Below are 13,614 nucleotides of genomic sequence, written 5' to 3' on the forward strand. Positions count from 1 at the left end.
GCGTGGTAACACGTGCAGCTGACTGTCACTAATAGGTCGAGGGCTTATCCAATATGGTTTAGGGAGCGGTTATTCATAACCGCGAAAACGAAGAAAACGGATGAAATTCAATATGTGGTTTTGAGGGTACATGCCTCTAAAATTTAAATACGGCCTCGTGGTCAAGCGGTTAAGACGACGCCCTCTCACGGCGTAAACCCGGGTTCGATTCCCGGCGAGGTCATAAGGTTGAAGTCAGACAGGTTTGTCTGGCTTTTTTCTATATTCATTAGGAGCTCGCTAAGTGAGAAAAATACAAATTGACAATTGCCTATAACTTTGGTATGCTTATCAGCACGGTTAGCAAGAGCTAATTATAGGAGAACTCCGGCAATCCAGAAATGTCTCGGAAAATTGAGAATGGAGAAAAACGGAGAACTAACACAGAGAGACAACAAGAGGAAGATTATTTGACATATTTATGGATCAATCCGGTATCGGAGCGTATGATATCGGAGCAGAATTTAGAGCGGATTTTAACAGAGCATCATCTTACGCAGGTGCGCTGCTGCAAAGATTGGTGCAGCAGCGTGAAAAAACAATATGAGAATCTGATGAATCATGCAAACGGAATGGTGGCGGATGCCAGGTGTCCGGAGGCTGTGAATCTGATTGAGCGGTATAAGGAAGAAAAGGGGGTTCCCATTCAGGTGGCGGACATTGAGCCAATCCTGATCCATTGTGCCAGGGAACTCAGTGCCAGAAGCGATCTGGCAGATGGAGACAAGATTATCACGACACCCTGCCGCATTCTGGCAGAGCAGGGGAATGCGTTAGAATTGCCGCGGACCCGTTTTGTGAGCTGGAAGGATTTCCTTGCTGAGCTTGGCGAGACACCGGAAGATGCACCGGAGGCCAGCCCGATTCCACCAGGATTTTTTGCAGATCTTAAGGTCCCGGTGGTAAGCTTAAGCGGAAGAGAAGAGATTGAGACTTATCTGGAGCAGAGCGGTGAGGCGGTGGCAGGTGGTTTATCAGAAGGAGAAGCTGCAGGACAGAAAGCAGAAAGAGAATCTGAAAGACGGAAAAAGGTTTCAGATTCAGGATATGGCAAAATGAAGCGCGATCCGCTGCTTCTGGAATTGCTTTACTGCAGCCAGGGTTGTCATATGGGGGATGGAGTACGATGAAGGAAAAAAAGAAAGCATACATTCGCACCGACCGTGCTTTCCGGCAAAAACAGGGAGATAGGAGCGGCATTCCGTTATCCTTTCTTCAGCCTGTTGCTGGTGTGCTTGTTGTTTTTGCGGCCTGGTATCTGGTGTGCCGCATGGAGCTTTTAAGTGCTTATGTGCTTCCGTCACCTCAAAAAGTATTTCAAAGTTTTTTGAAGATGCTGCAGAGCGGAGAACTTGCGCGGGACATTGGCATCAGCTTTCTGCGCGTGATCAAAGGATTTACTATCGCCTTTGTTTTGGCATTTGTGCTTGGCATGCTCCGTGCTTTGTTTCCGGCAACTTCCGGTTTTTATGAGCATGCAGTGCAGTTTTTCCGCAATGTACCGCCGCTGAGCATGATCCCGCTTCTGATCCTGTGGTGTGGGATTGGGGAGACGACCAAGACAGTGATCATTGTTCTGGCTTCGTTTTTTCCGATGTATTTAAATATCGTGAAAGGCTTTACCGGCTGTGACAAAAAGCTTCTGGAGGTCGGGACGATGTTTGGATATTCGAAACGTCAGAAGTTTTTCCGGATCGTACTGCCGTATGCGATGGCAGACATTCTGGTGGGGATGCGTATTGGCCTGGGCTACAGCTGGCGTGCGATCATCGGAGCGGAGATGGTGGCGGCATCCACGGGACTGGGGCATATGATCCTCTTTGCCCAGCAGATGTCACGGACCGATAAGGTCATTGTTGGCATTCTGGTGATCGGACTGGTCGGATATCTGACAGACTGGTTATTTGGATTCGTCACGAGCTGGTGCCTGGCAACCGTGAGAGGGACGGATAGTGAAAAATAGTTAAAATGGAGAACATGGCAGCAATGACAGGAATTCGATTAAAAAACATACAGAAATCCTACCAGGTTGAGGACCGAACCGTCCCGGTGTTAAATGGCATTGATCTGGATATTCCAGCTGGAACGATCACGGTGATCCTGGGACAGAGCGGTTGTGGAAAAACGACGCTTTTGCGCCTGACCGGCGGGCTGGAAGAAGCGGATGGCGGTGAGATTTTGTGGGATGGAAACCATAAGACTGCGTTTGTCTTCCAGGAACCGCGGCTGATGCCGTGGCTGAATGTCTGGGACAATGTGGTGTTTGGCGTAAAGAAAAACAGGCAGGATCCGGAAATGATCCGGAAGCTGATCCATACAGTTGGCCTTTCTGGGTTTGAGAAAGCCTTTCCATCCCAGCTTTCCGGAGGCATGAAGCAGCGGGCGGCAATCGCAAGGGCGTTAGCATATGAACCAGATTTTATTATGATGGACGAGCCTTTTGCGGCTTTGGATCATTTTACGAGGGCACAGATGCAGAAGGAGGTTTTGCGGGTGCAGAAAGAAAAACAGGGAAGCATCCTGTTTGTGACACACAGCATTGATGAGGCTTTGATCCTGGGAGACCGGATCGTAGTGATCGAAAAGGGCCTGGTGAAAAAGGTGTATCCGGTGGAGACACCGGCAGAGGAGAGAAATCTTCTGAATGACGGTTTTATTTCCCTGAAACGGGATATTATAAACAATCTAAATTTTATGTGACTGAGGAGGAAACAACATTATGAGAAAATGGATCGCACTGGGACTTGCTGCATGCATGACAGTATCGTCCCTGACTGGCTGCGGAAGTTCTAAGAAAGAGGCTGAGACAACGGCAGCTGAAAGTGCTGCAGAAAGTACTGCGCAGGAAACAGGCGCAGAAACAGATGCCGCAGAGAGCGAGGCAGAGAAAAGCGAAGCGGCAGGATCTGATCTGGACAAGCTGGTATTTACTTATGTAACGTCTCCGCTGAATGTGCCGACGATCATTGAGAAGAACCAGGGAATCTTTGAGAAGGATTTCGGTGAGATGGGCATTTCCACCGAGTACGCGGAGATCACCTCCGGCGCAGACCAGACACAGGCGCTGGCATCTGGCGATGTGCAGGTTTTATATGCAGTTGGCGCAACCTCTGTGATCCTGTCTGCAGCAAATGGCGCGGATATTAAAGTATTGAATATGTACAGCCGCTCCCCGAAGGCATTCTGCATGTATTCCAAGGACGAGAGTCTGACTACTCCGGAGAGCTTAAATGGCAAGACCATTGCAGGTCCGGCTGGTACAAACCTGCATGAGCTTTTAGTATCTTACCTGGCTCAGGCTGGCATGAGCATAGATGATGTAAATTATGTGAGCATGAGCATCCCGGATGCGAAGGCAGGCCTGGATGGCGGCAGCGTAGACGCAGCACTGTTAGCTGGTTCGGTTGCCTACAATGCTGACAAACAGGGCTACCACAAGGTAACCGATGGAGAGGGACTCATCAAGGCGATCATCGCAGTGGCTACCACCCAGAAGTTCTATGATGAGCATCCGGAGGTGATCGCGCAGCTTGAAAAATCCCAGCAGGAGATTGCGGATTTCATGAAGGAAAACCCGGACGAGACTATGAGCATTGTGGCAAAAGAGCTTGATCTGGATGAGGAAGCAGTCAGAGAGATGTATGACTACTACGATTTCTCCCTGAATATCAGCGAGGACGACATCGGTGGATTCCAGAAGACTGCAGATTTCATGCTGGAGTCCGGCATGATCGATGAGGCACTGGATGTAAACAGCCTGTTTATCAAATAAAATTGTTGCAGTGCAACGAAACAGGATAAAAAGTTTGTACACAGGAGAATAAGAAGGATGGATTTGCTGTGATGGCGAATCCATCCTTTTTTGGGTAGTAACAATCTGAGAAAAATTGTCATTTTTTAACAAAAACTTTGGGACAGATTGGGACCTGATGTGTCATTATACATAGAAGAAACATCACTGCATTGCAGATAACGAAATAATCAGTAGAATGGAGAAAACGATGGAAAAACCAGAGTACAGGGAAGAAAGGGAAATCGTTACGGTCACGGCAGATACAGCAGATGCATTTTCAAATTTCAGAAAAATACAATCAGCTTTGTGCATTTTTGGAGGACTGGGGTTTTATATTTGAGTTCCGGGACGATTACCAGCTTTTGGAAACGTTGGGCGATATCGGAAACAGCCCGGTCTTTTCCGGAAAAATGCCAGGAAAGACGGCGTGGCCGCTCCGGGATTTGCCGGGAGAAAGATGGAAGCATCTGGTTTCGGACTTAAAGAAAAAAGAAGAGAGAGGCATTGTCCGAAGAACAGGAGGATTATGATCTGGATGTCAGCTGCGTAGTTGGAACCGAGGATAAGATCCGTGGTGCATTTCTTTTTCAGAAGGATGCGGGAAACCGTCTGCTTCCCTGTGTACTTGATGGCATGTCGGTGTGCAGCAGGCAGAAGAACGGTGCAGCTGGAGCAGCCGGTGCTGCCGTCGCAGGCATACGCAGGAGAATCGTGCCATACAGTGCCACGGCTGTCACAGACATTTGACATGTGGGATTACCAATCTGTGCCACGCCCGCCACAGCAATTTGCATCAGCAATCTGTCAGCCCGCACCGGTGATAAAGAACACTCTGGCTGGCACAGAAAGTCAGATTGAAGAAGCAAAAAGAAAAATTGTTCATGCCAGCAATACGAAAAACGGGATCATTACGAGCTATGCGACATACCGGACGATCCTTTGCGTGCGCCGGGTTATCTGATCAGAGAAAGTTGTCTTTTCAATGAGCAAAAATTGCTAAATTACGACAATATTTATACAAAGATACATGACAGGATTTTGAAATTAGGCAAGAGAAAGTACAACATTGTGGAAAAAATGGGAAAAACAGACGAAAAACACAAGACTTTTTTGTGAAAAAGTAGTAAAATAAAACCATTGAAATGCAAGGAGGGTATACGCATGAGTGCAAACAAAGAGACAATCGCACAGTGGATCCGGGAAAAGAAAACCGCTCTCGGTATTGAGTTCGGTTCCACCCGTATCAAGGCTGTTTTAGTGGGAGAGGACCACACGCCCATCGCATCCGGTGCCCATGATTGGGAGAACCGCTTAACCGATGGTATCTGGACTTATACCTTAGAGGATATCTGGAGTGGCATCCAGGATGCATACACAAAGCTGGCAGAGGATGTAAAGAGCCAGTATGGCGAAACACTGCATACAGTAGGCGGCATCGGCATCAGTGCCATGATGCATGGTTATATGGTATTCGATAAGAACGGAGAGCTTTTAGTTCCGTTCCGTACCTGGAGAAATACCATCACCGGAGAGGCTTCCGAGAAGCTGACAGAGCTGTTTTCTTATCCGATCCCGCAGCGCTGGAGCATTGCACATCTGTATCAGGCGATCTTAAACGGAGAGCCGCATGTTTCGGATATCGATTATATGATTACCCTGGAAGGCTATGTACACTGGAAGCTGACCGGGCAGAAGGTCCTGGGCATCGGTGATGTAGCAGGTATGTTCCCGGTTGACATCCACAACCACGATTTTGACCAGAAGATGGTAGAAAAGTTCGATGCACTGGTAGCAGAGAAGGGCTATCCGTGGAAGCTTCGCGACATCCTGCCGAAGGCTCTGGTTGCCGGTGAGGATGCAGGTTCCCTGACAGCCGAAGGTGCAAAGCTTCTGGATGTAAGCGGAAACCTGGAGGCAGGCATCCCGATGTGCCCGCCGGAGGGTGATGCAGGTACTGGCATGACTGCAACGAACAGCGTTAAGGTGCGTACCGGTAATGTATCCGCAGGCACCAGCGTATTTGCAATGGTCGTTCTGGAGAAAGAATTAAAGAAGGTACACCCGGAAATCGATCTGGTTACCACACCGGCCGGAGACCTGGTAGGCATGGTACACTGCAACAACTGCACTTCTGACTTAAATGCATGGGTAAACCTGTTTAAAGAGTTTATGGAGAGCATGGGCATGGAGGTCGATATGAACCGCCTGTTTGGTGTTCTTTATAACAAGGCCTTAGAGGGCGATAAGGACTGCGGAGGACTTCTGGCATACAACTACTTCTCTGGTGAGCACATCACCGGTTTCGAAGAGGGACGCCCGTTATTTGTACGTCGCCCGGACGATAAATTCAATCTGGCAAACTTCATGAGGACCCATCTGTATACTTCCCTTGGCGCATTAAAGACCGGTCTTGACATTCTGTTCCGCGAAGAGCAGGTTAAGCTGGACGTCCTGTTAGGACATGGCGGTCTCTTTAAGACTAAGGGCGTGGGCCAGAAGATCATGGCAGCAGCAGCCGGGGTTCCAGTCGAGGTCATGGAGACAGCCGGAGAGGGCGGCGCATGGGGCGCAGCATTGCTTGCATCCTACCGTGTATGGAAGGAAGACGGTGAGACTCTGGATGCATATCTGGAGAATAAGGTATTTGGCGGCCAGCACGGCACAGTCGTAGAGCCGGATGCAGACGATGTCAAGGGCTTTGATGAATTTATGGTACGCTACCATGCAGGTCTGCCGGTTGAGCGGGCAGCCGTGGAGGCAATGCCGGAGAAGGCTTGAAGGACATGCAGGTTTGGAATGGGGCTGGAGGTGACAACCTCCTCTGGCCTTTTGATCCGGGCACTCTTACAATAAGGCTGGGAAAGCTGCAAAGGAAAAGAGAAAAAGGATAAAGCAGAAAAACCAGAGAAAGACCAGAAGAAACCAGAGACAGGTCCGGACAGAATAGAGCTGCTGGAAAAGCAGTAAGAAATGGGAGGAAAAAAGGTATGCTGGAAGCATTAAAACAGCAGGTATATGAAGCAAATATGGAGCTGCCAAAGCGCGGGCTGATCACCTATACCTGGGGAAATGTCAGTGGAATTGACCGGGAAAGCGGCCTGTTCGTGATCAAACCGAGCGGTGTCGATTACGATCTGTTAAAACCGGAAGATATGGTAGTTATGGATTTAAACGGAAACCGGGTAGAGGGAACCATGAATCCTTCCTCCGATACCCCGACCCATGTAGAGCTTTATAAAGCATTCCCGGAGATTGGCGGCATTGTACATACCCATTCCCCGCATGCAACGGCATGGGCACAGGCAGGAAGAGGACTTCCGTGCTACGGAACCACCCATGCAGATTATTTCTATGGCGAGATCCCGTGTGCAAGAAATTTAACCGCAGAGGAGATTGAGGAAGGCTACGAGAAGAACACTGGCCTCGTTATCGTGGAAACCTTCAAGGGCAAAAACCCGATGTATGTACCTGCTGTTCTCTGCAAGAACCATGGTCCGTTCACCTGGGGCAAAAATGCGGCTGAGGCTGTCCACAATGCTGTGGTACTGGAGGAGGTTGCGAAGATGAACTTCATGACGGAGCTCATCAACCCGAATGCAGATAACCGCACACCGCAGTGCATGCAGGACAAGCACTTTATGAGAAAGCATGGCCCGAATGCTTATTATGGCCAGAAGTAATAAAAATTCATAACTGTTCAGTGCCTTCCTAGTCACGAACAAAAATTCATAAATTATGGCAAAATTGTACGAAAAAAGAAAATTCTGTTTGCAAAATTTGCAGACGGGTAGTACAATTTTCTTAGAATATTATAAATAATAAGGGGGATTTCTAATCATGAAATTTTTCGTAGATACCGCAAATGTAGACGAGATCCGCAAAGCAAACGATATGGGCATTATCTGTGGTGTTACCACAAACCCGTCCCTGATCGCAAAAGAGGGACGTGACTTCAACCAGGTTATCGCAGAGATCGCTTCCATCGTAGACGGACCGATCAGCGGTGAGGTAAAGGCAACTACCACCGACGCAGAGGGCATGATCAAAGAAGGCCGTGAGATCGCAGCCATCCATCCGAACATGGTTGTTAAGATCCCGATGACCGTAGAGGGCTTAAAGGCTGTTAAGGTTCTGCACGCAGAGGGTATTAAGACCAACGTTACCCTGATCTTCTCCGCAGCACAGGCACTGTTAGCTGCAAGAGCAGGTGCAACCTACGTATCTCCGTTCCTGGGCAGACTCGATGACATCTCCATGCCAGGTATCGATCTGATCAACGAGATCACCGAGATCTTCATGATGCACGATATCCAGACCGAGATCATCGCAGCTAGCATCCGTAACCCGATCCATGTCATTGACTGCGCAAAGGCAGGTGCTGATATCGCAACTGTTCCGTATAAGGTACTGGTTCAGATGACCAAGCATCCGTTAACCGATCAGGGCATTGAGAAATTTCAGGCAGACTATAAGGCTGTATTTGGAGAATAATCTGTAAAATTAATAGTTGACAGATTGTATGAAGCTTCTTTTGGAATGGGTTTGTGAGACGCCAGGCGAACGCTTTCGCAAGTAGCTGAGGCCGTGTTCCAGCGTTAATGGATACGGGTATCGAAACAAAGATTCTGGGCTTCTAAAACAGCTTGGCAAGAAAGGTTTCCGTACCCGGATATGAGACAGATTGGTGGCAGATATTCCGATGTGGAATATCTGCTTTTTGTTTTCCAAAAGATTTATCGCGAAATGCGAAATCGCGTTGCGGAGGAAAAACAAAAAGCAGGGAACATGCTTTGGAATGCCTGACACAAAGAGTACGGAGCCGATGCGCCAGAGCATATCAAGGCCTATGTGCAGACGATGTGCGAGGCGCTACATAAACAGTAGTTTTTGTGTTACTGATCTTCATGCAATGTGGCAGAAATGAAACACATTTCCTTTTGGAATCCATGGAATAAGTGCTACATTTTATCATGACCCGTCGAAATATGACACAATAGCGGGTTGTTATTTCCTTTGTGAAATGTTATCATAGATATAATAGTTAACGCAGATCAAAGGAATTTTAAGAGATCCGGCGCATGTAAAGGCGGGGCATATATGGCAGTAGATGAAAAGATGACAGCCCGACAGGCAGAGAAGGAAATGGAAAATTTTAAAAAGATATTCCAGGCGGTCCGGCTGTTCCCGGTAGAAGAAGCAGACCGGATCCGGGAGACATGCAGAGAAGGATCTGAGGGGGGTGAAGCCTGTAATTTCCGGGAAATGGAGCAGCAGTGCCAGAACTGTGTGGTTGCGAATGCGGCAGCCAGCAGGACTGAACGTGGAAAACTTGAGGTTTTCGACGATGTTTTGTATCAGCTGATCGCCCGGTATGTAGAGATTGGCAGGAAAGAGTATGTCATGGAACTGATTCGCCGTTTGGACAATGAGTGGTCCTTTGGGCAGCTGAACCATGAAAAGCTGGTGGACCTGTTTGTCCATTATAACGACAAGCTCTACAAGGATGCGATCACGGATGCCTACAACCGGCGCTATTACGAAGATGAAATGAAAGAGCGGGAGTGGAATGCCGGAATTGCCCTTGTTGACCTGGATGATTTCAAATTATACAATGACACCTATGGCCACAATGCGGGGGATATGGCGCTGCGCACCGTGGCCGATGTGATCAGGAAACATACCCGCAAATCCGATTGTCTGGTCCGCTTCGGCGGTGACGAGTTTCTTCTGGTTATGCCAGATATCAGTGAGGAAGTTTTCAATAAAAAGCTTCAGGTGATCAAGCACCGTGTTCATGAGGCTAATATTCCGGGCTACACCAAGCTGCAGATTTCTATCAGCATCGGAGGCGTTCTCTGCCAGAGTGAGAAAATCGAACTGGCAGTAGCCAGAGCCGATCACTTGATGTATCAGGCCAAAAACAACAAAAACATGGTCGTGACGGAGCAGGAGGCAAGGCGTTTGAACCAGAACGGGGATATGCACAAGCAGAAGATTCTTGTGGTCGATGATTCCGAAATGAACCGTGACATCCTCATCACCATGCTGGAGAACGATTTTGACATTGTCGAAGCTGAGAACGGAGAAGAATGTCTGGCACTTTTGAGACAGTACGGAAAGGAAATTTCCATAGTCCTCCTCGATATTGTCATGCCGGTCATGGACGGCTTCGAGGTGCTGGCGAGCATGAACCGGAACCGCTGGATCGAAGACATCCCGGTCATCATGATCTCAAGTGAAGAGTCGGATGCCTTTATTCGCAAAGCATTTCAGTTAGGCGTATCGGACTACATTAGCCGTCCGTTCGACAACCACGTGGTCCGTCAGCGTGTATTTAATACGATCAAGCTTTACGCAAAACAGAGACGCCTGATCGCCCTGGTATCCGACCAGATCCATGAAAAAGAAAAGAACAACCAGATGATGGTTGAGGTTTTAAGCCAGATCGTAGAATTCCGAAACGGAGAAAGCGGTCTTCATGTTCTGCACATCAAAGTCCTCACGGAAATGCTGTTAGAAGGAATCCTGCAAAAGACAGACCAGTACCGCCTGACACCGGAAATCTGCCAGATGATCTCTACCGCATCTTCATTCCATGACATCGGAAAGATCGGTATTGACGAGAAAATCTTAAATAAGCCGGGAAAACTGACAAAAGAAGAATTCGAGGAAATGAAAAAGCATACCCTGATCGGTGCGTCTATGCTGAGCAAGATGGAACGCTATAAAGACGAACCGCTGATTGATATCGCGTATCAGATCTGCCGCTGGCATCATGAGCGCTATGATGGAAAAGGATATCCAGATGGATTGGTCGGAGACGAAATCCCGATTTCCGCCCAGATCGTATCCCTGGCCGATGTTTACGATGCCCTCATCAGTGAGCGTGCCTACAAGAAGGGCTTCAGCCACGAGAAAGCAATCGCGATGATCCTGAATGGAGAATGCGGAACCTTCAACCCGATCCTGATCGAATGCTTTATGGAGATTGAACAGAAAATCAGGCAGAAGATGCTGGAGATTCAATAAATAAACAATTTGATTAACTTTAATAGGGCCGTGTGAGTTGCCTTTCGGCAACTCGCACGGCCCTTGTCATATACTTAAATTGTTATTTTAAGTAGGAAAGAATAGCTTTTATGTATTTCTGCAGGGCCGCTTCATCGGCCAGATACACATCGCCCAGTGCAGCGTAAAGCACTTTATCTTTGTATTCCTGCTTCATGACGGGTTCCCAGATCGCCTCAAACTGGGGCAGGAAAAATCCGGTGGTTTTGGTATAGCAGTTGGAGGCTGTCGCCTTGATGCGGGCTTCTTTGTCCACGCATGCACCAATGCTTTTGTGGACAGCGCGGTCTTCAAACGGAAGATAATAGTAATCTTTATAGTCCGGATAAAAATGCTTAAGGGTGCCTTCGGTCAGTTCGACAAAAAAGGTAACCTGATCCTGTTCAATCCGGCATCTGGCTGGCGGCATCGCTGCTTGGACCGGAACCGGAATGGAATAGGGACTCTGGCAGGTGAGCTTTAAGAGATGGCGAATCTGTCCGTCTGCCAGGGACTCGTCCACGATCTGTTGTTCTTTCAGTGTGAAAGCATGCTCTAACAGATCCGGATAATTCAGGATCGGAAGAATGGAAGGCATGCCTTTTAAATCGTCCTCGTTGTGCAGGATGAGCAGGTCGTACAGACCTTCTTCGTGAGTCATCAGATAGTCTTTGTAGACTTCAATGAGCTGTCCGCCATTGTATTTGTCGGTGCGGGAAATTCCTAGAAACTGTTCGATGGATTTCTGCTTTAAACTGTCCAGCCCCAGAAGATTCCGGTACGGCTTTACTTTTTTATAGATATCAAAGCTGGCTACATTGTCAAAGCTGTAGGGCAGATTGAAATGTTTACAGCGTTTTAATAAAAACGGAATATCGAACCCATCACCGTTAAAATGTACCAGTGTTTTGTATTGTTCCAAAAATTTGAAAAAATGGTGAAGAAGGTCTTCCTCAGCTGCCCTGGTACCCGCAAACCACTGGATCAGGTTCCAGGTATTGTCTTTGTAATAGGTGCAGCCGATCAGGTACAGCTGGCAGCGGTCACCGGAAAAGCCGGTGGTTTCGATATCAAAAAAGAGAAGATCCTCCAGTTTTCCGATCCGCTCTAACGGGTAGGTGTCGGGAAGCCGGAGCTTTTTTTCTATGGTGATCAATGGGAAAACTCCTTATCATTGGTGGTTATGTTACTGACATTGCGCATGAACAGTAATGTAGTCGTATGAGGTTGCCAGACACGTGTGCGGAAACAGGCCGCATGATGCGGCTGCCGCGGAAAAGACAAAGCAGAAAGTATAGTTTGTCCGTGTCCGACTTGATTATAACGGCAGGTGCAGGGAATGTCAAATTTACAATATTCTTGCGGGAAAGTTGTTTTTCCATTATACTTATTTCCAGTGAAGATAACAAAGAGGCAGGAAAAGAACATGTGGAAGATCAAACATATTTTTGATGGGGATTATGGCTGTGAAGGTCTGCTGCCAGGGCAGTCTCCGAAGGTTTCTGTGACTTTGACCCGGGAGGATGGAACCGAGCGGTATGTATCGGTGGAGGATGCGTGGCTGACAGAGCAGGGGCTGGATGAAGGAGATATCTGGCCGGAAGCATTATCAGAGAAGTTTTGAAAGTAAAAAACGGTTCAGTTTGCTTTTGAGAACAGAACAAAATGACAAGTTGTTTTGTTGGAAGACAGCAAGTTGGAACATTGGAAGAAGAAACAGATTAAGGAAATAGAAAGGCAGATCGAAATGAATATTCAGATCTTCGGCACAAAAAAGTGCAGCGATACCCGCAAGGCAGAGCGTTTTTTCAAGGAGCGCGGGATTAAGTTTCAGTTTATAGATATGAAGGAAAAGGGCATGAGCAAGGGCGAATTCAACTCTGTAGCACAGGTAAACGGCGGCATGGAAGCCATGCTGAATCCGGATGCGAAAGACCAGGATACGCTGGCGCTGATCCGCTATCTGGCAGCAGAGGATAAGCTGGAGAAGATCCTGGAAAATCCCCAGGTAATCAAAACTCCGGTCGTGCGAAATGGTAAGCAGTCTACGATCGGCTATCAGCCGGATGTGTGGAAGGGCTGGTCATGAGCGGAAGATATTCAGAACAGGAAGAAAACCAGTGGGACCGTCTGCTGAAAATCAAAACGATGGGACGGGACGATTCCAATGCGGACCAATACCGTTATCCTTATGAGCCGACACCGTATGCGGTACTGGAGCGTCTGGCAAACAGTGGGTGGATCCGAAAAGGGGATGTCCTTTTGGATTATGGCTGCGGAAAGGGACGGGTGGACTGCTACTTATCGTACCAGACCCGCTGCCACAGCATTGGTGTGGAATATGATCCGCGTATCTATGAGGCTGCTGCAGAAAATCAGAAAACAGCGGTTTCTGGAAGCCGGGCGGAGTTTGTCCTGGCCGATGCAGGAGCGTATGAGGTGCCGGAAACGGTGAACCGCGCTTATTTCTTTAACCCGTTTTCTGTGGAGCTGCTAAAGAAAGTAGTCCGGCGGATTCTGGATTCCTGGTATGAAAATCCAAGAGAGATCCGCTTGTTTTTCTATTATCCGTCCGACGAGTATATGGCCTATCTGATGACCGTGGATGAGCTGATGTTCGCGGATGAGATCGACTGCCGGGATCTGTTTGACGGGAAGGATGTAAGGGAGCGGATTGTACTGTTTGAGATCGCCTAGGCAGAGCAACGCATAAAGCTATGTGATCCATTTTCGCA

At 48.1% G+C, this 13,614-nt stretch carries 14 protein-coding genes and 1 tRNA gene; 14 read left to right on the forward strand and 1 reads right to left on the reverse strand.

Annotated elements, in window-relative coordinates:
• Nucleotides 1-151 precede the first annotated feature (151 nt).
• The 11 genes from DW922_RS12535 to DW922_RS12590 all read left to right on the forward strand — a co-directional run bounded on the left by DW922_RS12535 (nucleotide 152) and on the right by DW922_RS12590 (nucleotide 10,861).
• Nucleotides 152-223: transfer RNA gene (locus DW922_RS12535), tRNA-Glu, on the forward strand.
• A 226-nt stretch (nucleotides 224-449) separates the two neighbouring features.
• Complete coding sequence (locus DW922_RS12540; RefSeq protein WP_118708210.1) at nucleotides 450-1,169, forward strand: hypothetical protein; 720 nt, start codon at nucleotides 450-452, stop codon at nucleotides 1,167-1,169.
• The gene (locus tag DW922_RS12545) at nucleotides 1,166-2,002 is read left to right on the forward strand and encodes an ABC transporter permease (protein ID WP_118721436.1); all 837 of its coding nucleotides are present in this window, start codon (nucleotides 1,166-1,168) and stop codon (nucleotides 2,000-2,002) included. Before DW922_RS12540 ends, DW922_RS12545 begins: the two co-directional genes overlap by 4 nt.
• Before the next feature lie 23 nt (nucleotides 2,003-2,025).
• Nucleotides 2,026-2,739, forward strand: coding sequence for an ABC transporter ATP-binding protein (locus DW922_RS12550; protein WP_118726796.1), 714 nt, complete (start codon nucleotides 2,026-2,028; stop codon nucleotides 2,737-2,739).
• A 19-nt stretch (nucleotides 2,740-2,758) separates the two neighbouring features.
• Nucleotides 2,759-3,811 carry an NrtA/SsuA/CpmA family ABC transporter substrate-binding protein gene (locus DW922_RS12555; RefSeq protein WP_118726753.1) on the forward strand — a complete coding sequence of 351 codons (1,053 nt, stop codon included), beginning with the start codon at nucleotides 2,759-2,761 and terminating at the stop codon, nucleotides 3,809-3,811.
• 290 nt (nucleotides 3,812-4,101) lie between these two features.
• Entirely contained in the window at nucleotides 4,102-4,362 is a 261-nt protein-coding gene (locus tag DW922_RS12560) for a hypothetical protein (RefSeq protein ID WP_118726754.1), read from the forward strand.
• The gene (locus tag DW922_RS12565; RefSeq protein ID WP_118726755.1) at nucleotides 4,337-4,579 is read left to right on the forward strand and encodes a hypothetical protein; all 243 of its coding nucleotides are present in this window, start codon (nucleotides 4,337-4,339) and stop codon (nucleotides 4,577-4,579) included. Before DW922_RS12560 ends, DW922_RS12565 begins: the two co-directional genes overlap by 26 nt.
• A gap of 414 nt (nucleotides 4,580-4,993) precedes the next feature.
• Nucleotides 4,994-6,610 (forward strand): FGGY-family carbohydrate kinase, encoded by a 1,617-nt coding sequence (locus tag DW922_RS12575; protein WP_118726756.1) that lies wholly within the window; start codon nucleotides 4,994-4,996, stop codon nucleotides 6,608-6,610.
• Nucleotides 6,611-6,819: 209 nt separating this feature from the next.
• Nucleotides 6,820-7,512: an L-ribulose-5-phosphate 4-epimerase gene (locus DW922_RS12580; protein ID WP_118726757.1), complete on the forward strand. Its 693-nt coding sequence runs from the start codon at nucleotides 6,820-6,822 to the stop codon at nucleotides 7,510-7,512.
• 157 nt (nucleotides 7,513-7,669) lie between these two features.
• Nucleotides 7,670-8,323, forward strand: a complete 654-nt coding sequence (fsa, locus tag DW922_RS12585) for a fructose-6-phosphate aldolase (RefSeq protein ID WP_118541187.1) — start codon at nucleotides 7,670-7,672, stop codon at nucleotides 8,321-8,323.
• 606 nt (nucleotides 8,324-8,929) lie between these two features.
• Complete coding sequence (locus DW922_RS12590) at nucleotides 8,930-10,861, forward strand: diguanylate cyclase (RefSeq protein WP_118726758.1); 1,932 nt, start codon at nucleotides 8,930-8,932, stop codon at nucleotides 10,859-10,861.
• An 82-nt stretch (nucleotides 10,862-10,943) separates the two neighbouring features.
• On the opposite strand, the gene DW922_RS12595 is transcribed toward DW922_RS12590, so the two are convergent.
• On the reverse strand, nucleotides 10,944-12,035 hold the full coding sequence (locus DW922_RS12595) for a ribonuclease H-like domain-containing protein (protein ID WP_118726759.1): 1,092 nt from the start codon (nucleotides 12,033-12,035) through the stop codon (nucleotides 10,944-10,946).
• Nucleotides 12,036-12,305: 270 nt separating this feature from the next.
• Here DW922_RS12595 and DW922_RS12600 point away from each other — a divergent pair, with 270 nt between their 5' ends.
• The 3 genes from DW922_RS12600 (at nucleotide 12,306) to DW922_RS12610 (ending at nucleotide 13,576) form a co-directional block, all read left to right on the forward strand.
• Nucleotides 12,306-12,503 carry a hypothetical protein gene (locus DW922_RS12600; RefSeq protein WP_118721210.1) on the forward strand — a complete coding sequence of 66 codons (198 nt, stop codon included), beginning with the start codon at nucleotides 12,306-12,308 and terminating at the stop codon, nucleotides 12,501-12,503.
• Nucleotides 12,504-12,626: 123 nt separating this feature from the next.
• Nucleotides 12,627-12,968, forward strand: coding sequence for an arsenate reductase family protein (locus DW922_RS12605; RefSeq protein WP_118541177.1), 342 nt, complete (start codon nucleotides 12,627-12,629; stop codon nucleotides 12,966-12,968).
• Nucleotides 12,965-13,576, forward strand: a complete 612-nt coding sequence (locus tag DW922_RS12610; RefSeq protein ID WP_118721209.1) for a methyltransferase domain-containing protein — start codon at nucleotides 12,965-12,967, stop codon at nucleotides 13,574-13,576. The genes DW922_RS12605 and DW922_RS12610 overlap by 4 nt, the downstream gene beginning before the upstream one ends.
• Nucleotides 13,577-13,614 lie beyond the last annotated feature (38 nt).

The organism is Clostridium sp. AM42-4 (genome assembly GCF_003480105.1).
Lineage (GTDB): Bacteria > Bacillota > Clostridia > Lachnospirales > Lachnospiraceae > Brotaphodocola.